Raw genomic sequence first — 24,638 nt, forward strand, 5'->3', positions numbered from 1 at the left:
AGCTTTGGACGTTGCAAAATTCCTTTTATTATCTACCAGGATTTTTCTTCTTAATTGACTTGTGGCGAAGCTGCTGGTTCAGTATTTATTGGTAGACTATCTCTTTGGAAAAATAAGCTGAATTTATTATCAGAATAACTAACCGCAGACCCGGCAGGTTTCGTATTATTATCACTATTTTCCGGTGTTAACTCTGTTTCTTGTGCTATTAACAGCGTATCTTTATTATCAGCTACTAAGTCCATACCTTTATTATTTGTTACGGATTCTATCTCTCTTTTATCAACTGCAGACAATGTATCTTTTTTATCTACTACAAATTCGCTCTCTTCACTTACTGTTAACTTTGCCAGAAACCGTTGTCCCTCAGGATTTACTTCAAGTTGTTTCAACAATTGTTCCGCCTGATTATCTTGAGAGGAAGGGAAAATTCGCTGGGAGATGGATTGGACTAAAGTCGGATTAAGCATTAATAACTGATTTAGTATCCGACATCCATCCAGTGAAGAAGCCAATTTATAAATTGTTTGTGTGTCACTAAAAAGGTCGAGCAATTTATTTTTAAAAAGGTCAGGATTCACCTCTAATAAGGTAGCCAGACATTTTATACCTTCTGCATTATTAGCAAATTGGCGAAATAATGGTTGTGGGCACCCATAATAAACTGAAGATAAAAGGGTATCCCCCGACATCTCTTTGGCAAAAGAAGGTCTAAGTAAAAATAATTTGTTTAAAAATTCACAACCCTCTGGATGCGCGGCTAAGCTATTTATTACTGTGTAATTTCTATAAGTTTCCACTAAGTGCACGATGTATAATTCTTTTGGATGAATATTTTTAAATATTTCAGGATTCAGCGCTAACAAAGTAGTTAGAAAACGTCTTCCTTCGGAACAATTTGCAAGGTAATACAGGGCATTTGACAACGCATTAAAGTCAGTTCGTTCCAAATAGGTTAAACATAACGCCCCTGCTGTAATTTCTCTGGCTAAGTGAGGATTTAATTCAATTAATTTATTTAAAAGCTGACACCCTTGAGGCGTGGTTGAAAAAAGATATATAGGAGATAAATTAGCATCACGGCCATAAGCAGCAGGTTGTGCAGCACAGAGAGCTTTCGCGCTAATTCCTCTGGCAACTTCAGGATTCTTTTCAAAGACACGCATTAAAAATTTAACCCCTTCAGAGTCCGTTGAAAGCCAATATAATGCCGACAATGCATTTGAATTTTGCCATGTATAAAAAGTACATAGTGCTTCGGCAGAAACTGCCTGAGCAATTTCATCAGAGCAGCCACATTCATTTATTAAATAATTTAGAAGTCCTCTTCCATTACTGAGTTTTGATTCCGCTAAACCGAATAAAGGAGAGGTCAGTTTGTGTCCCGGAGGCAATGAAAAATTTACTTTGTTAATTGCTTTAGCCAGTGCGTGATTAGCTGTAAATAGTTTACGCAAAACGGATCGACCTCTACAGTGAAGACCTACCGTAGACGCGTTGGAAAGATACATAAAAGGAGTAGGTCCAGCATGATCATCGTGCCCAGACAGTGATCGTTTAAAAAACATATCTGGATTTACAGTCTTAAGTAAATCTGGCCTTTTCTCTAATAACAGATCGAGTATATATATTCCAAATTCAGTTGAGCAAAGAATGCAAAAGTTCGATACAGCACTTTCTTCTCCCTTCAATATGTCTAAGGGAATTGATCTACCGAAGGGGGCGTCTGCTAACAAAAACAATAACACTTTCAAACCATCATCGGTCCTAATTAACTTAGTAAATACTGATGTTTTGCCTTCTTTAAACTGAAGCTGCAGTTCTGCACTAAGTTTGATCTGAAACTCAGGATGAAGATCAGCTAGTTCGTTTAAGAACCGCTGCCCAGCAACAAAGTTAATCATGAAGGGCAAAGCGGTTGTCGTTAATTTATGCAACACATCAGGTAGAATTTCCTTAATAAAGGATGGCTGCTCTGTCAGTAATTTTAGAAGAATTGCACAGCCTTTTTGCGTTGAGGCAAGCATAAAAAAGAGCTTAGCTTCAGACTTGCTTTGCTTAATTAATTCAGTTGCAAGCCCAAAAGAAATTTGATTGAAATGGGTCAACGCGCTTTGCAGGACGAAATCGATACAAGTTGGTTTTACCATCAATGCTTGAAACAAACACATGTCAGATTCGAGCGGACAATTGAATAAAAAAGTGGAAATTTTTGAATGAGTAAAGAGCTTATTTAGATTGGCTTCACTTGGGTTTTTCAACAAATTGACTATGTATTGCTGCGTCTTGCTTGTTTCTGGCGAAACTGCTTTTTGAGTATCAGCAATCATTATGCCTTGCTCTGGTTTTTTATTATTTCTTGCAGCAGCCACTACCTGATGCTTTTCGCGTCTGCGAGATAATGGAGTTGCAACAGCAGAAGCAGCCTCGGCTTTTTCTTGGGAAGCTTGAGGCACTGTCGTTGATTGCGCGTCTTTAATTCGTTGAGTAATAGCGCTTTCATCCATATTCAAGTGAAATTTCATTAATTCTTTGGCAACATCAAATCTTTTTTCCACTAAATGATGTTCGATAACTTGCTCCCACTGCTTTCTTTCATCTATCCCAGTGGTTTTTGCAGGCAGGAATTGATTGAGAGCTAATGTACCAAGTAAATACTCACCAAATCGAAGAGCACGCTCATCCTTTTCATATATGAAAACAGCTTGTTGCGAACGGGTTAAAGCAACATATAAAGAATTTATGGCATTGATTTCATCCAAAGATACTTCGAAATTGGATTTATATTTTTGCCATTTTTGATAAAGAGACCACAAATGTGGATTTGTAGATAAGGGCTTCCATAAAATAACAATATTAAAGTCAAGTCCAATAGCTTGAGAAGCGGTTAGAAGGTTGTTTGTTCCTAGTTCCTTATTAATCTGGCTTCGATCACCTTCAACAAGATTCTCAGCCAGGACCACTGTAGACGCAGAGCTGCCGTGTTGACTTAATTGTGCAAAACCTGATTGATTAACCCAAGTTATCACCCCGCCATCTGAATGTGCTGATTTAATATGATGATAAAGACGGCGCTGACCACTGGCTAATTGATGTTTCCTATCCATCAGATATTCAGCAACCGCAATAATATTAGGAGGACAACGCCAGGTACGTGATAAAGCATGTTCGTTGTAAGTTCCGTAATGGATGCGTAAAAGAGTTTTTAGGCAGTTATAAATAAACGGAGAGCTTAACAGACATTGCTCTGTGTCCAGACAAACAACTAATCGTTTATCTTTGGCATAAAGAATAAAATCGAGTAGCGCTACAGGAGGTAGATTTTGTGCCTCATCGCAAAAAATACTATCAAAGGATGGGTTTTTGGCTGGATCTAAGCGAGTTACCATCGGATCAAATAACTTTTTGTCATCCAGATACTTTTGCCATACCTTGCCTAGTCGGATTAATTCTTTTTTCTTAGCAGTATTGTCAGAATAATAGGATTGGCGATTGGCCAATTTTTCATACTCTTCTATACCTAATGCAGCGATTAAACTGAATTCATAATGTACTTCTTGCGCTGGCTCGGCTTTCAATTTGGTAGTATTTAACCATTGCTTAAAATCTTCAGCACTTACTTGCTTTAAATGAGGATAATGTGCTTTAAGCAATTGATTCCAAGTAGCAAATTGTACTGTTTCTCTTTGCTCCAAGGCCGATTGTTCATATTCCGTTTTTAAACTATTCAATAAGCTTTCTGATTGAGAAATAAATAAATTGGCTGCTTCCCTTTCAGAAACAATCTGAGCAAGCGTGCGCAACATTAAATTATAGAGTAGTACTGTTTTGCCTGCTCCAGGGACTCCTGCTAATATTAATGGTGCCTTTTGTTGTAACGCTTGCTGTTGAGAATCATCCAGTATCAATGTCATCTGATTATAACCCACACTAGGAATAAGTTTGTGGGCTTCTGCTGGTTCGTCATCACTCACAAAGCCTAGAGGCTTCTCTTCCAACTCATGAGAGGCTACTGTTGCCTCACCTCGCAATTGCTGTTTTACTTTTTTGTAATTGTGATCGTCCAGGACACGCAGAATTAGCAGGGTTTTCTCCCCTTGATGTTGGGTATAAGTGTAAATTATCCGTTCTTTTTTATCGGTTTTTGCTCGAAAAACTTCTTGATTATGGTAGGTCATACCCGCCAGTTTTTTCACCTGAGGGTAACGCAACTCTCGTGATAGAATCCTGGTAATGATATGGAGATATTGTTCAATTATTTCTGGAGCAATCCGATTTTGATCAAAAAGAATGTGTGACATAGCTGGGAGGTAGATAACAAAGAAGGTGCTCATTATATAGCCACTTGACGCAACTATCAATCACATCATGGGTAAAATTACCCATTCCATTCTAGGCAATAACTCAATTATGTCAAAGCAAACTGGATTTCTTATAGAGCAATATGAATTAATATTGAACATATCTTTGTCTATGTGTTAGAATAGATGCTCTTTCCTTACGACAGATTTTTTATGCCTACTTTAGAAGATTTACAAGATGAAAATACTCTTAAAGAGTGTTTTTCTAGAAGGTTAAGACGAGCATTAAAGGAATGCCCTTTTAAACTTCAACTTCTCTCTGACGATGATCCTGAAATCGAGGATGCCGATTTACTTATTGAAGAAACTTTCCCCGAAAAAGAGGCGGAACAATATAAACCCAGTTATTTACTTAGTTCGCTTAAAAACGTGGCTGTATTAGCTTGTTTAAAAAAAGGCGTCGTTATTGGAGTAATAACCGTTAATATAGATGACCAGGATGCCGAGCTCCATTCCTTGGCTATTGATAAAAATTATCGTAATCAAAAAATTGGTTCATTGTTAATGATAGCGGTACATGATCTATGTGTAGCATTGGATGTTACCAATATCTCACTCATCTCTTCAGCATACGGTCAAAGCTTTTATGAGAGTTTTCATTTTAAAACTATGGCTCTTCAGTCTTATGAAGCCTCACTTCCATTTAAAAGAAGTATTATAAAAAATAAATTAGATAGTTTTATGGACTGTCATAGTAAATCCAAAAAGCGTGAGTTGGTGATAAGCGACTCAAGCTTGTTTAGTGAGAAAAAAAGACGGTGTATCGAAAAGGAGGACACTCCTACAATTACACCCAGTAATTGAAATTAATTCCAAGGATTACTAGACTTTATTCACGGAATCTAACAAAAGAATATTATGGCTCGTTTAAGTGATTTAATCATGGCCGTCATTTGCGGTTTTCTGATATGGGCCATCAATCTATTGAGCTTTGATCCTTTTATTAATTTAGCGGTAAACTGCTTGCTAATCGTCATCTTGATAATTTATCTTATGCAATTTTTAGGTATTGTAAAAGGTATATTGCCCCCTTCTCGAAGCAAATAAAATCAAGATCAAATCATGACAAAAAATCCTTTCCAGCTTTTAACACGTTGGCTTGAAGAAGAGATTACAGCTGGCGCTCCCAATCCTCAACAAGCCATTCTTTGTACTGCAAATCTCAATGCCCTACCGCATGGACGTGTGGTAGCAATTCGTGAAATTAGCGAAGAAGGTTTACTCTTTTTTAGCCAACAGGGGACACGAAAAGTTACCGAATTATTGAAAAATCCTACAGCCAGTCTTGTTTTCTGGTTTGAATTATTTCAGCGCGAAGTGATTATTGAAGGTAATGTGGTTGCATTACAAGGTTCCGAAAACCAATGCTATTGGCAAAGTTATCCGCGCGAGGCACAAATTAGATTTCATAGCTATGCCTCTTCATCTTCACTACCCATTACCACAAAACAAATCCTCGAAGACAAAAAAACGCAAATCGCTCAACATTATACTGATGTTCCCTTGCCAATGAGTGAGTTTTACTGTGGGTTTCGTTTAATTCCTGAGCGCATGATCTTTTATACTTATCGCACTGATGAACTTTCTGATGTCATAGAATATAAAAAAGCCCCAGCAGGATGGCAGCAACAATTATTATCACCCTAACCCTTATTTGTTAGAGACATGTTTAGGGAAGGGTTTTCCGCCTTGTTCGATGGTTTGAAAATTTTCACCATCGACAATAATGTAGCCATCCACTTTCTTTTTTATCGTATTAAAAGTTTGCTGGCCATTTTTCTCAGCCTCTGCCAGATAAGATTTTGACACATACCGTCCAGTTTCCAGATAACGATTTTTTGCACGTGCAATAGCTACATTTAAGGGGGTTTTAACATAAACAATGTAGGTTTGATAATGCATAGCCTTTAATTTTGCGATTAATTGCTCATAAAAATCCGCATGTATCATTGGTGAATCATATACCAGGTTATACTCACAAGGTTTTCCTATCCGATTTAAGATATCGTCTACAATATCTTTAACTTCAGGCATCGTACTTTCAACGTTCCAGCCTTTATATTCAGGCAGCTTTGCCCTAATTTCATCGGCATCGATAGCAGCAAACGTTTTTGAATTTACCCAGGGTAATTTTTTTTGTAGATAAGTCGACTTACCCGCCCCAGGCAAGCCAGCAGTAAAAATGACAATGGGCTGTTTTACTTGGCAGGGCTTATTTTTTAGAATTTCGGTAATAATCTGGTTATGTAGCTGTTGCCGCGCCGCAGTATACTGCTGAGTTTTATTATTAAAAAAAGCTGTTTTGGTTAGCGGGGCTTGCTTAATGCATTTTTCAAGAATAGCCTCCGCTTGTGAATCTATTCTTAATTTCCCCTGCTTATCAACGGGTGGGCAAGTTAAAGTTTGCGAGTTAGCCATACCAACGCAAGCTAACTGTAGAACAATCAGTAACATTAATATCTGTTTCATCACATCATCCTTGCTTAGGGTACAGTTGCGAAAATGGAATAACTAAATCAAAGTTGGGCAAACCACAGATTAATACCTTCAACTAATGTCGGATGGGCAAACATTAAATCACGCAACTTTTGATAAGGCACATTAAGCTCCATTGCAAGCTGGATGGTTGCCAAAATCTCACCTGCTTCCGCGCAAAAAATAGAAACGCCCAAAATTCTATCGCTTTCTGCATCAATAACTGCTTTCAAAACTCCCGCTGTTTCGCCCTGAGTTTTTGCCCGTGGAATAACTGCAGCCGGAATCTTGGCAATTTTAATTGTATAACCTTGAGCCAAAGCTTGGGTTTCAGTCAAACCGATACGTGCAAGTTCAGGATCTAAGAAAACAGTGTAGGGAATTAAACGCCCCTGCGAAGATTGCTTATGGGTAGGATTAATTAAATTATGCTTTAACAATCGATAATCATCTAAAGATAAATGGGTAAATTGTGCTCCCCCTTTAACATCACCCAAAGCCCAAATACCTGGCTCTGAAGTTTCCAGAAATTCATTAACTTTAATGAAACCTCTTTCATCCACATTTACAAAGGTTTTCGCTAAATCAAGACCTTCAGTATTAGCCACTCGGCCAACAGCCATTAAAACATGGCTGCCTTTCATAATCTCTGGTTTACCTTGGCAGCTCACTTCGATAACAATACCGTCATTATCCTGTTGTAGTTGCTTAATTTTTGTATCGAGAGCGAAGCGAATACCTTCTTGCGTTAATACTTGCAATACTTGTTCTGCAATGTCTCTATCTTCTCGATTCAAAAATTCGGGGCTTGCTTCTATTATTGTTACTTTAGCACCTAACCGACGAAAAATTTGGGCAAATTCAAGACCAATATATCCGCAACCAATAATTAATAAATGGTGTGGCACTTCATCAATAGTCATTAAACTATCATTAGTATAATAACGAATCTTATCTATGCCTGGAATAGCAGGGACAAATGGCAAGGCTCCAGTATTAATGATGATTTTATCAGCGGTAATTTCCAGTTTGGATTGACCTTCCCTCGGCGTGGATAAACTAACTTCCAGTGTTTTATGGCGGATAAAGCGTCCACGCCCCAACATTAAATCCATTCCTGAGTCCAAAAATTGTTTAAGATTTGCATCGCGCATAGCCTGCACAACACCATCCTTACGCGAACGTATTGCTTTAAAATCAATAGACTCCAGTTGGGCTTTTAAACCATATTTTTCAGCTTCACGACAATAGTGCGCCACTTTTGCAGATTGCACGAGAGTTTTAGTTGGGATGCAGGCAACGTTAATGCAGGTGCCGCCAATTTGATTATCCTCAATCATTGCTACTCTTTGGCCATTTTTGGCTAAGTCCATCGCTAATGTTTTTCCACCCTTACCGCCACCGAGAATAATAGCGTCATATTGTAGAACCATTGTAAATCTCCTTTTACCTGTTCTTGCTAAAAAATGACCGCAGAGAATGTTTTAACTATAGCTACTCTCCTATCTATCGTCAAAGCTAACTCTTTGAAAAGAAAGATCATAGCGACTACATGAGCGCTATTTTTCTTCATTATGACCATAAGAAATTATGCAAAACCATGCAAAGTGAATCATACTTAATCGAAGAATCGCCTTTTAGAGTGATTGCATGAAGCCTGCTCTAGCACCATCCCAAACGCAACCGCCTTTTAATACCGTACTTCCTTTATATTTAGTTATCTTCTTTGGCTTTGTTGGTTATAGCCTTATGATTACTCTGTTTACGCCAATGATATTGCATGGACATACATCCATGGTATCCGTAGCCAGCACCATGACTTGGCGTACTATTTTGTTAGGAATTTTATTAGCCTTATATCCGTTGGGACAATTTCTAGGCTCTCCAATTCTGGGCGCTCTTTCCGATCATTACGGTCGTCGAAAAATTTTAATTTTATCACTCCTGTTTACTACCATTTTTTATATATTAATTACCGTGTCACTTTATTTTGAGAGTTTAACCTTATTAATCCTTGGTTTATTTCTAGCAGGTTTAAGCGAAGGTAACATCGTGGTTGCTCAAGGAGCTATCGCAGATATTGCTGATGAGTCTGATCGTGGGAGATTGTTCGGTTATATTTATCTGAGTGCCAGCAGTGCCTACATTATTGGCCCCTTATTAGGCGGTAGCTTGGCAAATCCTAATATTATTTCCTGGTTTAATGATGTAACACCGTTTGCAATAGTCTGTGTATGTTTATTCGCCGTTTTAATTTGGATATTTTTTAATTTTAGGGAAACGTTATCGAGCAACATTCTTCAAGAAAAAATTGCTTATAAAAAGTTAATTACTAATTTTTCAATTATTTTTACGGCAAAAAATTTGCGATTTTTATTTTTTATTAACTTTTTATTATATCTGGCAATCTTTGGCTTTTTCCGTTGTTACCCAATGTATTTGGTAGATGAGTTTCATATGCAAGTAGGACAACTTTCGCAATTTATTGCTTGGGTTGCTGTGCCAATTATAGTAGGAAATGTATGGCTTACAGGATTTTTGGCCAATAGGTATTCGCCGTACATTATGACGGTTGTTTCAGCCGTCCTTACCGGAATTTTTATGCTTATTATCATTATTCCTCATCACGTTAACGCCTTGTGGATTACATTATTTTTAACTTCTCTGGCTTTAGCTATTTGTCTCCCTGCATGTGCAACGTTGCTATCTGTATCAACATCAACAACTGATCAAGGGAAAGTAATGGGGAATAATCAATCATTACAAGTATTGGCAGAAGCATTATCAGGGATTATAGGCGGTCTATTAGCAGCAATTATGGTTAAATTGTCACTAATTGTCCTGGCATTAATTGCAATATTAGCCGCGGCACTTCTATTTATCGCCCAAAGACCCGGCTCTTTGAAAAAATTATCATAGTAACCAAATTTTTATTTGTCCTTCCTGACCAGGTCCTATTACCCTATGAAAATTATATAATGAATTTTCTTCTATTTCTTACTGTAACTTTGCAACCCAAGGCTCGCTGCGGTAGTTTTATCTCATTATTCGCTTCGTAATGAAACCATGGGTTCTAATTTTGCCGCTCGTCTCGCGGGATAAAAGCCAAAAAAGATTCCTGTCGCGACCGAAACAGCAAAACCTGCAAGAGGAGGCATCAATAACAATGTAAATGGCCAATGGCTAAAATAGGCAACTACCCAGGTAAAAATTAGTCCTAGTAAAACCCCCAGTAAACCACCTAAAAAAGAAAGTAATACTGATTCGGCAAGAAAAAGGGTTTGAATTTCATTATTTCTGGCCCCCACCGCTTTACGAATACCAATCTCCTTCTTACGCTCACTGACGGAAACCAACATTACATTCATAACACCAATCCCGCCAACCAATAAAGAGATGCCACCAATTACAGCAAGAAGCAGAGTAAAGATTCGGCCCTGACTTTCCATGCTGGCAATAATTTGTTTGGCGCTACGTGAAAACACACTTAACTTCGGACACTGTGTCTGGATAATTTGTTTAATTTGGGCAATAACACTATCAATTGGACTGTCTTCCTGTAATTGCAAAACAGCATTATTTATTTTGCTATCCTTACTAACCATGCTAATACCTGCAAGCGGAACAATCGCCGCCTGATTAATATCTTCATTGAAAAAACCATTTTCCTTCCATGGCTTGGCAATGCCGATAATGGTATAGAGTGTTTGTCCGATTCGCAGTTGCTTGCCAATAGGATCATCAAAACTAATCTCTCTAAACTGTCGAGCCAAACCATCACCAATCACACAAAAATGCTCAAAGGAATCGACAAAAGAAACAAAATGTCCGCGAGCAAGCTGGATATTGATAATATTTGCTAATGATTCATCAGCACCAATTACCGCGCCTTGCAGCGTCTTACCAGAAAAGCTCATTGTCTGATAAGCCGTCGCGTAAGGTGCTATTTCTTTTACGGCTGGAATCCGTTCAGGAATGTTGCGCCACAAATCAAGAGACAATCTATCTTCGCCACTACTTGTTTTGCCAGGAACTTGCTGAAAAATAGACACGGCTAATAAATCGGTGCCCAAAGCTTTAAATTCTTCTAACGCCTTTTCTGTTGCTAACTGACCACAACTGATTAAAGCCACCACTGCAGCAGTGCCAACAAGGATTCCCAATACAGCCAAAAGAGAACGCAATTTTGCGGCGGTTAAATTAACCAAAGCTTGTTGCAGATGACCTAAGAGATTCATTGACGATGCTCCGCAATAATTTCACCATCTGCCAGCATGATCCGTCGTGAACATTGCGCAGCAATTTGTTCATCATGCGTTACCATAATAAGGGTGCGACCCTCATTATGTAGGGTATGAAACAAATTCATTACTTCTGTCCCGGTACGCGAATCGAGAGCACCTGTCGGTTCATCAGCCAAAATTACACCTGGCTCACCGACCAACGCTCTTGCGATAGCCACACGTTGTTGTTGTCCACCTGATAATTGTGTTGGCCGGTGCTTGGCAAAAGCCGCCATTCCGACGCGTCCTAAAGCATCCATCACTCGTTCTTTGAGTTCTGTCGCGGCGATATTACGATAAGTCAAAGGTAACGCTACATTTTGCTCCGCATTAAAACGTGGTAACAAATTAAATTGCTGAAATACAAAGCCAATGCTCTGGTTGCGCAATTTCGCTAATTCATCATCGTTCAAACCAGCAATATTACGCGCTTTTAAAAGGTAGTCACCACTATCGGCCTTATCCAATAAACCAATAATGTTCATCAAAGTGGATTTACCAGAACCTGAAGCGCCTACAATAGCAAGAAGTTCACCCTCACTCACCGACAGTGACACTTCTTTTAAAACTTTGGAATGAACACCACCAATTTGATAAGTCTTGGCAATGTTTCGTAAGTTAATTAATGACTTGTCAGTCATAAGCCACCACATCGCCTGCCTTTAAACCAGACGCAATAATAACTTTATCTGCAAGAGCTGCTCCGGTAGACACAACGCGCGTACTGATAGCACCATCTTTAGTTTGTAGTCTGACCACACTGTTGCCTTTGTCCTGTTTGACAGCAGCAATAGGCACAAGCAATTGATTTTGCGAATCAATATTGATAGCAATGGAAGCACTCATCCCCACTTTAATCCAGGCGCGCTGTTCAGCCGTTAAATTTTTGACTTCAACAACTGCACTAAACGAAGGCAAAGCACCACCCCCAGCGTTAGTAGCCTGTGCATTTACAGCGACAACCTCTCCTTTAAGTTCTTGTCGACCAAGAGCCACCCCGGTCACAATCGCCGGCATCCCGGAGTGCACTTTGTCAATATCCACTTCAGGAATATCAATTTCTACGCTAACCCCTGTCAAATCACCCACAAGCGCAATAACTTGGTTAGATTTAACTGCAGCACCCACATTTAATTTTCCAGATTTATCATCATTGGATTTTGGCGGATAGAGCAACACGCCGTCTGTTGGTGCTTTAAGATGAATTAAATGATGATTCGTAGTTAATGCTTGTCTAACTTTGTCGAACTCCGCAATGCTTAACGAGGACAGCTTTTGAGCGGAACCATCATCCATCTTTTCTAACATCTCTGTTAATTTACGAGTAGCCTGCATCAATGTCATTTGAGCAGTTGCCAGACTGGATTTTTCACTCAGATAATTATTTTTCGATAGTAGTCCCGCATCCCAAAGTTCTTGGGTGCCGGTAAATTTAGCCTTCGCAATGGTGTAGTTATCTTTGGATTTTAAATATTCAGTCAACGTTTCATTATATTGTTTTTGTAGTTCGTTGGAATTGAGTGTCATGACAATGTCCCCTTTTTTTACCAGCTGTCCGTAGTGATAATGCATTGTTTCCACGACAGCATCCATGGGACTGGTAACTGCACTTTCATGTAAAGGTGAAATGGTCCCTGTAAAAAAAAGGGTTTTATGTACAGGTTCTGGTTTCACAACATAGGTTTGTAATACTTTTTTTTGTGATTCCTCATGACCACAAGCAACTAAAAGACTTACTAATAATAGATTAATTAAAAATTTCAATTTCATTTGCCATACCTGAGTTTAATTTGCCAATGATCAAGTGTCGTTCCTAAAAGACGCTGGAGCGCGGATAATTGATTAAGATAAGCTATTTTCGCGCTAATTAACCCAGCTTGAGCTTGAATAAGTTGATTTTGCGTATTATTCACGTCTAGAGCTGTAGAAATACCTGCAGCCAATTTCTTTTTTTCCAAAGCATAGGATTGCGCCGCCAACTTAACTTGTTTCTGGGCTAATTGATAACGCTTAGCCAGACTTTTAATATTATTGATGATATTGGTAATGTTCGTTTCCAAGGCGCGCTTCGCCGCAATGAGATTGAGCCTATCTTTCTCTAATCGCACTTTGGCACTAATCAATTGGTTACGCCGACTGATATCATTAATAGGAACAGTTAAGGTTATACGCGCTGATTCTGTTAAATTCTGGCCATTATAAATATTGCGAATGCCATTATTGCCATCGACATCGCTAACCTGACCACTTTGAACATTTGCACCCACATCAAGCTGCCAAAGCTGTTGATTTTTCGCCACTTTATAAGCTCGCTCGTCAGCACGTATCAGCATCTTTTGTGCTAAAAATTGCGCATTATGATTAAGAGCAATTTCAATGGATTCTTTTAAATTGGGAATAATGATTTTATCTAAAGCGACATCACTAGGTACCGATAGACGCATTTTAGGATCAAGACCAATGGCTTGTAATAGATCCTGAGCCGCGGTATTAAAATCATTCTCTGCTTGCTCTACTAACAAACTTAACGATTCAATTTGATAAGATTGTTGAATATTTCCTGTTGGCTCAAGTTGGCCAGCTTCAATTTTTTTTTCATTAATCTCGAAAGTTTTACGTGCTTCCTTAAGCTGTAAACGCTGATTTTCTAAATTATTGCCACTTAAAATTAAGGCTCGATAAGCGATTATTACCTGGGTAATTTGGTCACTGACTGATTGTTGTAAATTTAGTTTATTTAGCCATTCATTATCAATCGCATCCAAAAGACCAGCTTCATTAACATCTCTCCCAAAACCACGTAAAAGTGGTTGAGTAAAGGAAAAATTTAATACTGGCGTGTAACTATTATAATTTGCAACATTGTTATCTAAATTTAAGCCCAATTGTCCACCTAATTTCGTCTTTAGATTAAATTCAGGTGTTGCCAAAGCACTGCTATTATTGGTATTACCTACACCACTGTAACGCGTTCTCTGTGCAACGGCAGAACCCGCAAGGGCATACTGCAGTTCAAATTCATTATGAGCCAGCCGCAATTGATAACGTTGGATAATACGGTCTAATTCTGCATTTTGAATGTTAGGGTTATAACGCAAGGCCAGAAGGATCGCTTCACGTAATGTTAATTGTTGTGGCTTCTTATGACGTGAATCGGGTGCAGTAGGGAGAGAGACCCAATGATCAAGGAGGTATTCTGGATTGATAATTGCCTGCTCTAAACGCTCTTCAGCCTCCATCACTTTTATCGCCTCATCATGGGCAGCACCCACACCAGCCAAAAGAGGAATCGTCGGCTGCGGCTTAACAGGCTTGGCTGTCTCTGCAAACACTATTGGCGTGCTGAATATAGCAGCGAGTAGCAGAATAGACTTTATCAGAGGTGACACCAAACCCAAACCTTGTAAATATTCGTGTTTAAAATTAAACCACATATTTGCCCAAGACAGAAGGGTTTTGGTGATTTTCTCAATATGAATAAGGACAACTTTGACTGTAACCTTATCCAATATTGGCTCACTCTCCAGATTTTTAACGACAATTCATCCTTTAAGACAAATAACTTATACTGACTAGAAATTGTTGTGTATAAATATGGTTGATCTCTAATGCCGAAGCTAAAGGCGAAATTTGTATCGGTGCAAGACCCAGTTCAACAGCACCCCAATCAGCAAATTCGTAACCAAGTCCTATACGCCACCCTTCATTAATACTTATATCAATCCCAGCACCTGCAGTATAAGTAAAGGTACCGGTACTGTTATTTGAAAATACGAAAGCAGGTGCTGTCGTAGAGGTTACTGGCGATAAAGAGAAATCCGTAGCACGATTATAACCATAACCCAGACTACCACTCACATACGGGTAGAAACTATAACCAAAATCGCCTAAGATTTTTGCCTTTGCAGCAAGACTCAGATGACGAACATTGAAACTGTAATTAAAATTATTGAGATTAGGGTTTGCGTTTTGCCAAACACTACCTTCTAATTCAAGTTGGGAAGTCCCAGCAACAGCGACGCCTAATTGTCCTTGGAAACTCGAATTAGAAACACTATTCCAACCCACAAATAATTCAGCGATACCCAAGGTGCTGTCACCGTCATCCATAGTATAAGTATTTGCAAAACCAGGTTGCAAAAATACTGTTTCATTTTCCAAGCCAGTTACCCATGCTGGACCTGCACTTAATGTGACAACTAAAGAGCCGCCTCCCTCATCCCATCCCATGTTACCCGCGAATACCTTCATGGAGAGTAAGCAACCCAATACAACTATTTGCAATTTCGTTTTGCTCATCATTCACATCCTGCTTGTTAAACACCGTATAAATTTCATGGGGTTATACCCTATTTAAAAAAAATTATCTATCTATGCAGAGCATCCTTTTTGCAAGACCTAGGCAGGAAAATGGTGCCTTCTACGTCCCATGAAAAATTCAGGAGCGACCGAGTACCCTTCTAGTCACCCCGAGCATCGCGAGGGATCTCAAGCATTGATAGCGTACAGACTGCTCTGCTCTCAGGGTTCAATCGTTTTACCTGCCGCATGCGCAATAAATAACTTTTTTAAAGGCGTTAAACGATTGCATATTTGTAAGCCAAACTTACGAGCAGCCACCACCGGAGGCAGGGGATTAGCAAATAATGCTTTTAATCCTTCCAGTAATGCAATCATTTGCCAAACGGCAGATTTTCGTTGACGCTGATAGGCTGCTAACGCTTGTTTAGTGATCGCATTCTTTGATTTTTCAAGGCATTGTAACCAGGCAGCAACATCAGCTAAACCAACATTAAGACCAAGACCCGCTAAAGGATGAATAGTATGGGCAGCATCACCCAACAAGAGCCACTGCGACCCACTGTACTGTTTCACATGGCGCATGGTCAGAGGAAAACTGTAGCGTTTACCCTGTAACTTTACCTCGCCCAGTTTATGAGAAAATGCTGTCGCTAATTCCTCATTAAAAACACCCTCTTCAAGCTCCATTAAGCGCTTTGCACGCGCTGGTGTGGTTGACCAGACAATGGAGCAAAGTTGCTTATTGCAGAGGGGTAAGAATGCCAGTGGACCATCTGCATTAAAGACTTGATAGGCTGTTTGCTGATGAGATTTTTCAGTATGAATCAAAGCAACAATCGCTTGCTGATGATAGGACCACGTAGAAAGGGGTACTTTTAGTAATTGTCGACAAGGTGACATTGCACCATCAGCGGCCATTAATAATTTAGCCTGCCATCGCATCTTTTCATTGCCAATGGTAATTTCGCTTTCCCCTTGCTTAATAAAAGTCACTTTACTGGTGGGAAAAATGGTGATTGCTTTTTCTTTATTTATTTTTTTTAGCAATGCTTCTTTTAATATGGATTCTTCCAGAATATGGCCTAGCTCTTTGGCAATAGCCATGCGCGAATCAAAATCAATGGCCGCATTATTAGCAGCATCCCAAACATGCATGTGCTGATAAGGAGACAGACGCCTTTCATCAATTAATTGCCAAATTCCCAATTGTTCTAACAGCTTTTGCGAAGCAAGATTGATGGCATAAACACGCGCATCAAAGTCAGTTGTACTAACTGTCATAGAGGTTGCATCAACTACCGCTGTAGTAAATCCACGTTGAGCCATCGCTAAAGCGGCTGTCAAACCAACGATACCACCACCGACAATCAGCACATCAAAGGATGAACTCATATTGATTCCTCAGTATTAAGTGCAATACCACACACTAAATCAGGAGTAATACCCGCAAAGCCTCTGGTATAGTAAGCCAAAGTTTTTTTTAAGAAAGCTAAATTATCCACCGCAATAAGCCCTACATTGCGTGCAAATGCCAGTCCTGGTAGATGACTGGTAAAAATCTTAATCAAACCATCGGTCAAACCCGCAATGCTACGCTGATCATGCTGTCTCATTGTCGCATACTGCTTAAGCATAGCTGGATTTAATCCCAATTGAATAATGCATTGGGCAAGGGTGGCAACATCACGCAAGCCCAGATTAAAACCTTGGCCTGCCACAGGATGCAGGGTATGCATTGCATTACCAACAAACACAAATGGCCAGTCTATTTGTTGAGTCATTACCACTTGCCGCAAAGGAAAAACCACTCGCTGTCCAACGCGAACAAAGCGACCCAAGCGATAACCAAAAGCCTTTTGTAAAATCACTAAAAACTCTTTTTCGCTGACGGCTTGCAACTGCTTTGCCTCGTCTGGCTGCAAAGCCCACACTAGAGAAGCACGATTTTCAGTCATTGGTAAAAGGGCTAATGGTCCACTTGCAGTAAATCGTTCGTAGGCACGATTATAATGTGATCTTGCTAAACCAATATTAGCAACAATAGCGTGTTGCTGATAATCCTTGTTCCTGGCAGATAAACCTAATAAACGACGGACAGCAGACTCAGCACCGTCAGCTGCAACAATAAGTCGAGCCTGTATAGTCATATTGCCATTTGCGGTTGCAACCGTTGCTAAACTACTTTGTTTATCTAAGGAAAGTAATTGTGCTGGCGCTAATATTGGCTCGTGCGCTAAGAGATGATGGAGTGCGCGATTAATGTACTGCATTTCCACAACATAACCCAATGGATTATCGGGTTGTCCCTTTAGGCGAGCAGCACCAAAATGATGTTGATCAGAAACATGAATGGTTTCAATAGCCGTGGCATTCTCTTGCAGTAAAGGCCAGATCTTAAGCATCTCCAAAATTCGCACACTGGCTGGAGATAAAGCAAGCGTACGAGCATCAAAATCTGCAGTAATTTTATCGCTTAAACGATGAGCATCTATTAATAAAGTACTATAGCCTTGTCCTGCCAAGGCTAGCGATAATGAGGCACCCGTGAGGCCGCCGCCTACAATGAGAATATCTACTTGTTTATCAGCCACGCATTAATGCCTCAATCTCTGTTATTTCTACGGGTAATGCAGCAGTTAAATTTTCATGTCCATCTTGAGTTACTAAAATATCGTCTTCAATGCGAACACCAATATTCCACCACCGTTTGTCCACGCCTTTTATATTGGGAGTAACATATAATCCAGGCTCCACAGTCAGTACCATCCCAGGCTCAAGTAAGCGCCATTCACCATTGAGCTTGTAGCGACCTGCATCATGAACATCAAGACCTAACCAATGTCCAGAATTATGCATATAAAAAGGCTTGTAAGCCTCTTGCATGATAAGTGTATCAACATCCCCTGTTAACAAGCCTAATTCACATAAACCAGCTGTTAAAATACGAACCATTAGGGTCTGAACTTCATTCCAGGCTAACCCTGGCTTAATCGCCGCTATTCCAGCTTTTTGTGCTTTAAGGACCAATTCATAAATAGCCCGTTGCTCTTGAGTAAAGGTCCCATTTACCGGAAAAGTTCGCGTAATATCCGCTGCATAATTTTGATATTCACCGCCTGCATCAATTAAAATTAAGTCGCCGTCACGTAAGGGCTGATTATTTTCGGTATAATGCAGGATGCAGGTATTAGCGCCACTGCCAACAATGGGATCATACGCCACACTGCGACAGCCACCACGTGCAAATTGATGAAGAAGTTCCGCCTCAAGCTCATATTCATTTTTTGCCTGGTGGCAAAATTTCATAGCCCGTTTATGAGCAGCAACAGAGACCGCTGCCGCCTGTCGCATCAAAGTAATTTCAGCATCACTTTTATACAAACGCATTTCACTCAAAAGAGGTTCTAAGTCAAATACAGCTTCAGGAGCTTTTACCCCACGTCTTATCTGCCCTTTAACATGCTGTAGGGCTTGCAAAATTTTGTTTTCATAAACGGGGTGACGCCCTAACGAATAATAGACAATAGTTTTATTTATTAACATTTCAGGGAGTCGAGCATCAAGCTCTTCAATAGCATAAGCCTCACTCACTCCAAGCACATCCTGAGCTTTCTCTTGTCCCAGGCGCTTGCCTGTCCACTGCTCTTGAGCAGGGTTATGTGGGCGATTGAATAAATAACTATCGCCCGTTTCACCAGCCAAAATTATTAGCAAGGCCTCTGGCTCATTAAATCCAGTTAAATAATAAAAATCACTGTCCTGACGAAAGCGATAATGAGCATCCCCATTACGTAAGATTTCATCAGCAGCAGGAATAACGGCGATAGCTCCCTGCGGTAATTTTGCCGCTAACTGTTGACGTCGTGACTGATACTCTTGCTTTGTAATCATTTAAAATCCTTCCTGGTATTCACATTAATGCGCTGTGCTGGTAGAACCACCGCGATGATGACTATCTTCCAGTAAATCCCCGTAAATTCTAAGAACTGCCATGCGCGCGTACTCACTAACCTCTACCAAGGCTTTTTCATCTTCTTCATCAACTTCCAGAGATTCATAATCCAATTGCGCAAATTCCAGAATGTGTTGTAATGCTTCTTGCGACTCGTCTTCCTGCAGTTGCTCATAACTGATACCAGCCATAGTGATACCTTGTGTAAAGCCTTCACACCATTCACCGAAAGCCTGGGCTCGCGCAATCAGGGACTCTTGTTCATCCGGTAACAACAATTGAAACTCAAAATCAAAGTTCACCAGCTGTTGTTGGCTTATTAAAAATACGTCAAAAATGGCTAATGCTGCGGCACGCACCGCGTCATCTTTTTTATTTTTTACCATCAATGCGCGTAAATAGGCTTCACCTTCATTATTAGCACCGGCTGCAAGATAGCCACACATAATGCCATGTAACTCGCTTCCAGAAATGGGTAAGGCCAAGACTGAAATCGTATCCACAAAGGTTTGATACGCTGGAAGATGTAGGGCACTATTTTCGGTAGACATAATAAACTCTTTGTAGCAAATAATTAATGATAACTGATTTGCCCGAGCAAGCCAAAATTGTTACCATTTGAGAAGCACTGTCATACTGTATAGGCTGGGAAAAATGACTATTTCAAAATCGTGCTCTATTAAGTTAATGAATAAAACTTATGAAATTAAATGCCCTGACAGCGAGATGGAAAATCTCCAGCAGGCAGCAGAAAAATTAAATGAGCAATTACTGTACAATAAAAAGAAATTCAAACAACTTGATGAATTTCAAACCTTGTTACTTGCCGCGCTTAACGTCAGCCATGAACTTATTGCATGTCAACGACAACAAGAACAGCAACGTTTGCAAGTGACGCAGTTCATTAGTTCTTTGGAAAATAAAATCCATCAGGTCGTTCACGGTAATCTTACGCAAGATCCGCAAACCGATTAGACTCTCTCTTCAAGTCTGACATCGTTTCGTTTCACCAAACGAGCGATGTCATAGCCTATATCTTTCATAATCAACTAACATTCAGGCTACATCTTCGCCGAGATGGGCTTCTTTATTTACTATAATTATATTAATAAGCAAAAAACCATTTTAATTCATCAAACATTGACAAGTAGAAAAGAAAGAACTAATGTTTCTATTGTGCACTGCACCATATAAGGAGATAGCCATGCAACAGAATTATATGTCTAATTGGAGTGCCATCATGAGCAATATGCAAAAACCCTTGCAAGAAATGATGGAACTAAATACACGAACTCTACAAAACATCAGTTACTTAAAACCCGAAGATTTATCCAAAATACGAAAACCAGAAGAATTAATGGAAAGACAAATTAATGTTTTTGTAGAAAATGGTCATAAGGCTCTTGATTATATGCAAAAGACCTTTGCTATTTTTGAAAAAAGCTTAATGTCTATTTCAAGAGACGTTAAAGAACAAACGGAAGCGAACAAACAAAATTGGGAAACCATGCAAAAAAAATTCAATGAGAAAAGAAAGTAATTAAAAAATGAGCTTCTACGACAATGTTATTGATTGATAATTTTTATCAGTCAATAACATGTTTTTTATCCTCTTGCTTTCTAATTCAGGTTAAATGAAAAAAAATTGTAAATCCTCATTGAGACTAGTGATCTCTGTGAACATGATGTTATAATGCAATTAACCCGACAGCGAGTGATTTATGAACCAATACTCGCATCCAGGGGAGCGTCCTGTTGCCGGCGTTGAGCAAGCCCACCTCGAGTGGGAAGCCTGAACCGACTCATCTGCCCCCCACTTGAACCTCAGGGTTCAAAATCTTAGACTGTCGGGCTCTCTTTTCTAATTAGTTAAGCAACTTTTTTCTGCTTCAAAGTTATCGATTAATTTTCCTAAACGCCCTTGCTTTAATGCAAAAAATTCAAACCAATTAAAGCTACTCACTTCGCCATTTACACACTTCGCTTTCTTAGTGGCTGCATTGCATTTTGTATCTTTGGAAAAAGCAAAGAAACTGGAAGCAATTAATTTTTCATCGCGATCTTGGCTATAAGCATTTAAGCAAAAACAATATAACATTGTATGGATAAAAATTATTTTTTCTTTAGGTAAAAAGGCTATCTGTTTTTTAATTTCCCCAGATAAAGCCATTGCAGCCTCATGCGAATGATCAGCTAAGGCACTGAAATCATCAAGAAGTCTTTTTGCCATTGTCTCGTGGTCATTGTCTTTAATTTGTTTAACTAAAATCTTTTCCCAAGGAAGCTTGTTTAAGTTTTGTATAACAAGGTTCAGTTTGTCAGGTAATAATTGCTTGAAAGGCTTAATTTCTTCAGTTATTTTTAAAGCTCGTGCGTCAATGTATTCCTGATATTTATTAAAAAATATTCTACACTGCAAAACGCGTTCGGTCAGGCAATCAAGAATAGCCTTTTCAGAACATCGCTCCTCATCTGTTGTCATAAAACGAAATTCACATAATTGAGGTAGTAGTTTAAGCTGCTCTGCTGTGCAGTGAGAATGCAGCACGATAAAAAGGGCTCCTAACATGGTGATAATCGTTCTATATTTACTTTGTTCGTGAGCAAGAAATTCTCTATCGAGAATTTCTCTACTTATCTTGTCAAAAGGATATCCACCAAGGCTTTTTTGTTCTGCATAACCTAAGAGACGTGCTATACGGGTTAGTAATGGCATCAGCTTTGTTAACTCAATATCACTATTGCTGGCGGTAAATTCTGCTGCTAATTGCTGATATCGTTGAGGATGATCTACATTTTCAAATCCCAAAATCATTAAATTTTGTTGAAATGCAATCCAAGGGGTTATGGCTATGTTCAATGACTCTACCGGTGTTGATGAGTTTGTCGAATAAAAAGTCTGCCAAAATTCATCCAGAATACGAGCGACTCCTAGTAAGGTATGCAGGTAAACCGTCGCTTCGGCATCAAGTTCTTTGACTAAGTCACGCAGCTGCTGAATGCGAAAACTATCTTGTATCTCGATGGTTTTACTTAGTTCATCAATTGCTTTCGTTAATTCTTTAACTTTCATTGCTCACTCCCTGAAAATTTCTCTACTTATCGATCAAACTTTGTCATAAAAGTTTTAGAATAAATCAAGAGACTCTAACTTAGCAGTAATTTCAGTGCGAGCACAATACCTGTTGGGACCCTGGCGTGTCTTCAATTGCTCTTATGAAGCAATTCTGCAGCCAGAAAAATAATAAAATTGAGAACACGCCTCTAGTTAAATAGTTTTTAATTGTTCCTTTAAAGCCAATAATTGATCGCGAACTTTCGCAGCCTGTTCAAATTCCATATTTTTAGCATGCACATGCATTTGTTTTTCCAATGCTTTAATTTCTTTCGCCAACTCTTCAGGAGAAAGAGGAATATAAAATGCTTTGCGTTCTTGAACTTGCGTTTTCCGTTTGGTGCTATATGCCCCCTCCATAATATCTTCTATTGATTTGCGAATCCCTTGGGGAGTAATGCCGTGTTGTTGATTAAATTCAATTTGTTTATTGCGACGACGCTCGGTTTCATCAAGAGCACGCTGCATAGAACCCGTTACACGGTCAGCATACAGAATGGCTCGACCATTCACATTACGAGCAGCACGACCAATTGTTTGAATTAACGAGCGATCAGAACGTAAAAAACCTTCTTTATCGGCATCAAGGATGGCAACTAAAGCCACTTCTGGCATGTCCAATCCCTCACGCAAAAGATTAATACCCACTAGCACATCAAATTCACCTAACCGTAAATCACGAATGATTTCCACCCGTTCGACCGTATCAATGTCGGCGTGAAGATAACGAACCCGAATGCCATGTTCGTGCAGATAATCCGTTAGATCTTCCGCCATACGTTTGGTTAGCGTTGTAACCAACACCCTCTCTTTTTGTGCAATAACCTCATGGATTTCTGACAGCAAATCATCAATTTGGTTTTTAACGGGCCGCACAAAAACTTGCGGGTCAACTAATCCCGTGGGTCGTACCACTTGTTCAGCAATATTATCGGTATGCTCGCGCTCATAGGGACCAGGAGTTGCTGACACATAAATGGTTTGAGGCGCACGCCCCTCAAACTCTTCAAAACGCAAGGGACGATTATCAAGTGCAGAGGGAAGACGAAAACCGTATTCTACGAGCGTTTCTTTTCGTGCTCTATCACCACGATACATACCACCAATTTGCGGAACTGTCACATGGGACTCATCGATGACTAATAAAGCATCGGGAGGCAAATAATCAAATAACGTAGGTGGTGGTTCCCCTGCCTGACGACCTGATAAATAGCGGGAATAATTTTCAATGCCCGAACAATAACCTAACTCCAACATCATCTCGATATCGAAGCAAGTTCGCTGTTGCAACCGTTGAGCCTCCAATAATTTATTTTGTGCGTTAAACTCAGCCAAACGCTCTTGTAATTCTTCTTTAACCCAATCAATTGTTTGCAAGATACGTTCGCGCGGAGTGACATAGTGTGTTTTGGGAAAAATAGTCACGCGAGGTAGACGCTGCAAGACTTCACCGGTTAAGGGATCAAAGCGCGCTATATTCTCAACTTCATCATCAAAGAGTTCGATACGGATAGCTTCTTTTTCCGAATCAGCAGGGAAAATGTCAATGACATCACCGTGCACACGAAATTGTCCTCTATCTAACGATTGCTGACTACGAATGTACTGCATTTCTGCAAGTCGTTTTAAAATTTTACGCTGATCGCATTGTTCTCCTCTAGAAAGATGTAATAACATACGCAGGTATGAGTCGGGATCTCCCAATCCATATATAGCAGAGACTGTTGCAACAATAATGGCGTCCTTGCGTTCGATTAGAGCCTTGGTAGCAGATAAGCGCATTTGTTCAATGTGTTCGTTAATGGAGGCGTCTTTTTCTATGAAGGTATCTGAAGCCGGGACATAGGCCTCAGGTTGATAATAGTCATAGTAAGACACAAAATATTCCACGGCATTATCAGGAAAGAATGTTTTGAACTCACCATAAAGTTGCGCGGCCAACGTTTTATTCGGCGCCATGATAAGTGTAGGCCTTTTCATTGCCTGGATAACATGAGCGATTGTATAGGTTTTACCCGAGCCAGTTACCCCCAAAAGAATTTGACGGGCTAATCCGGATTCTACACCGTCGATTAACGAGGCAATTGCTGTAGGTTGATCGCCGGCAGGCTGGTAATCTGCGTAAATTTTGAATACATTCTTCATAATAT

The 24,638-nt window shown here is 39.7% G+C and carries 20 protein-coding genes and 1 other RNA gene; 7 read left to right on the forward strand and 14 right to left on the reverse strand.

Annotated elements, in window-relative coordinates:
- Positions 1 to 50 precede the first annotated feature (50 nt).
- Positions 51 to 4,301 (reverse strand): DNA/RNA helicase domain-containing protein, encoded by a 4,251-nt coding sequence (locus PXX05_RS13310; RefSeq protein ID WP_275088679.1) that lies wholly within the window; start codon positions 4,299 to 4,301, stop codon positions 51 to 53.
- Between the two features lie 213 nt (positions 4,302 to 4,514).
- On the opposite strand from PXX05_RS13310, the gene PXX05_RS13315 reads away from it, so the two are divergent.
- The 3 genes from PXX05_RS13315 to PXX05_RS13320 all read left to right on the forward strand — a co-directional run bounded on the left by PXX05_RS13315 (position 4,515) and on the right by PXX05_RS13320 (position 6,008).
- Entirely contained in the window at positions 4,515 to 5,165 is a 651-nt protein-coding gene (locus tag PXX05_RS13315) for a GNAT family N-acetyltransferase (protein ID WP_275088680.1), read from the forward strand.
- Between the two features lie 78 nt (positions 5,166 to 5,243).
- Positions 5,244 to 5,408: a hypothetical protein gene (locus PXX05_RS15170; protein WP_420844653.1), complete on the forward strand. Its 165-nt coding sequence runs from the start codon at positions 5,244 to 5,246 to the stop codon at positions 5,406 to 5,408.
- A 15-nt stretch (positions 5,409 to 5,423) separates the two neighbouring features.
- Positions 5,424 to 6,008 (forward strand): pyridoxine/pyridoxamine 5'-phosphate oxidase, encoded by a 585-nt coding sequence (locus PXX05_RS13320; protein WP_275088681.1) that lies wholly within the window; start codon positions 5,424 to 5,426, stop codon positions 6,006 to 6,008.
- 3 nt (positions 6,009 to 6,011) lie between these two features.
- On the opposite strand, the gene PXX05_RS13325 is transcribed toward PXX05_RS13320, so the two are convergent.
- Together PXX05_RS13325 and PXX05_RS13330 are read right to left on the reverse strand one after the other, a co-directional pair.
- Positions 6,012 to 6,830: a zeta toxin family protein gene (locus PXX05_RS13325; RefSeq protein WP_275088682.1), complete on the reverse strand. Its 819-nt coding sequence runs from the start codon at positions 6,828 to 6,830 to the stop codon at positions 6,012 to 6,014.
- A gap of 47 nt (positions 6,831 to 6,877) precedes the next feature.
- Positions 6,878 to 8,269: a mercuric reductase gene (locus PXX05_RS13330; protein ID WP_275088683.1), complete on the reverse strand. Its 1,392-nt coding sequence runs from the start codon at positions 8,267 to 8,269 to the stop codon at positions 6,878 to 6,880.
- A 217-nt stretch (positions 8,270 to 8,486) separates the two neighbouring features.
- Between PXX05_RS13330 and PXX05_RS13335 the strand changes: the two genes are divergently transcribed.
- The gene (locus PXX05_RS13335; RefSeq protein WP_275088684.1) at positions 8,487 to 9,755 is read left to right on the forward strand and encodes an MFS transporter; all 1,269 of its coding nucleotides are present in this window, start codon (positions 8,487 to 8,489) and stop codon (positions 9,753 to 9,755) included.
- 125 nt (positions 9,756 to 9,880) lie between these two features.
- Here PXX05_RS13335 and PXX05_RS13340 read toward each other — a convergent pair whose 3' ends face one another.
- From PXX05_RS13340 to PXX05_RS13380, 9 genes are all read right to left on the reverse strand, one after another.
- Positions 9,881 to 11,074: an ABC transporter permease gene (locus tag PXX05_RS13340; RefSeq protein WP_275088685.1), complete on the reverse strand. Its 1,194-nt coding sequence runs from the start codon at positions 11,072 to 11,074 to the stop codon at positions 9,881 to 9,883.
- Positions 11,071 to 11,760, reverse strand: coding sequence for an ABC transporter ATP-binding protein (locus tag PXX05_RS13345; protein ID WP_275088686.1), 690 nt, complete (start codon positions 11,758 to 11,760; stop codon positions 11,071 to 11,073). The genes PXX05_RS13340 and PXX05_RS13345 overlap by 4 nt, the downstream gene beginning before the upstream one ends.
- Positions 11,753 to 12,889 (reverse strand): efflux RND transporter periplasmic adaptor subunit, encoded by a 1,137-nt coding sequence (locus PXX05_RS13350; protein WP_275088687.1) that lies wholly within the window; start codon positions 12,887 to 12,889, stop codon positions 11,753 to 11,755. Before PXX05_RS13350 ends, PXX05_RS13345 begins: the two co-directional genes overlap by 8 nt.
- Complete coding sequence (locus PXX05_RS13355) at positions 12,886 to 14,553, reverse strand: TolC family protein (RefSeq protein ID WP_275088688.1); 1,668 nt, start codon at positions 14,551 to 14,553, stop codon at positions 12,886 to 12,888. The genes PXX05_RS13350 and PXX05_RS13355 overlap by 4 nt, the downstream gene beginning before the upstream one ends.
- Before the next feature lie 115 nt (positions 14,554 to 14,668).
- A complete protein-coding gene (locus PXX05_RS13360; protein ID WP_275088689.1) occupies positions 14,669 to 15,421 on the reverse strand; it encodes an outer membrane protein in 753 nt (250 codons plus the stop codon).
- A gap of 219 nt (positions 15,422 to 15,640) precedes the next feature.
- Positions 15,641 to 16,813, reverse strand: coding sequence for an FAD-dependent oxidoreductase (locus PXX05_RS13365; RefSeq protein ID WP_275088690.1), 1,173 nt, complete (start codon positions 16,811 to 16,813; stop codon positions 15,641 to 15,643).
- On the reverse strand, positions 16,810 to 18,012 hold the full coding sequence (gene ubiH, locus PXX05_RS13370) for a 2-octaprenyl-6-methoxyphenyl hydroxylase (RefSeq protein WP_275088691.1): 1,203 nt from the start codon (positions 18,010 to 18,012) through the stop codon (positions 16,810 to 16,812). The genes PXX05_RS13365 and ubiH overlap by 4 nt, the downstream gene beginning before the upstream one ends.
- A complete protein-coding gene (gene pepP, locus PXX05_RS13375) occupies positions 18,005 to 19,312 on the reverse strand; it encodes a Xaa-Pro aminopeptidase (protein WP_275088692.1) in 1,308 nt (435 codons plus the stop codon). The genes ubiH and pepP overlap by 8 nt, the downstream gene beginning before the upstream one ends.
- 24 nt (positions 19,313 to 19,336) lie before the next feature.
- Positions 19,337 to 19,924, reverse strand: coding sequence for a YecA family protein (locus PXX05_RS13380; RefSeq protein ID WP_275088693.1), 588 nt, complete (start codon positions 19,922 to 19,924; stop codon positions 19,337 to 19,339).
- A 103-nt stretch (positions 19,925 to 20,027) separates the two neighbouring features.
- On the opposite strand from PXX05_RS13380, the gene PXX05_RS13385 reads away from it, so the two are divergent.
- From PXX05_RS13385 to ssrS, 3 genes are all read left to right on the forward strand, one after another.
- Complete coding sequence (locus PXX05_RS13385; protein WP_275088694.1) at positions 20,028 to 20,348, forward strand: cell division protein ZapA; 321 nt, start codon at positions 20,028 to 20,030, stop codon at positions 20,346 to 20,348.
- Positions 20,349 to 20,577: 229 nt separating this feature from the next.
- Complete coding sequence (locus tag PXX05_RS13390) at positions 20,578 to 20,913, forward strand: phasin family protein (RefSeq protein WP_275088695.1); 336 nt, start codon at positions 20,578 to 20,580, stop codon at positions 20,911 to 20,913.
- Positions 20,914 to 21,071: 158 nt separating this feature from the next.
- A non-coding RNA gene (gene ssrS, locus PXX05_RS13395) (6S RNA) lies at positions 21,072 to 21,231 on the forward strand.
- Between the two features lie 3 nt (positions 21,232 to 21,234).
- Here ssrS and PXX05_RS13400 read toward each other — a convergent pair.
- On the reverse strand, positions 21,235 to 22,446 hold the full coding sequence (locus PXX05_RS13400) for a hypothetical protein (RefSeq protein WP_275088696.1): 1,212 nt from the start codon (positions 22,444 to 22,446) through the stop codon (positions 21,235 to 21,237).
- Between the two features lie 195 nt (positions 22,447 to 22,641).
- Positions 22,642 to 24,633 (reverse strand): excinuclease ABC subunit UvrB, encoded by a 1,992-nt coding sequence (uvrB, locus tag PXX05_RS13405; RefSeq protein ID WP_275088697.1) that lies wholly within the window; start codon positions 24,631 to 24,633, stop codon positions 22,642 to 22,644.
- Positions 24,634 to 24,638 lie beyond the last annotated feature (5 nt).

The sequence above is a fragment of the Legionella cardiaca genome (assembly GCF_029026145.1).
GTDB lineage: Bacteria > Pseudomonadota > Gammaproteobacteria > Legionellales > Legionellaceae > Tatlockia > Tatlockia cardiaca.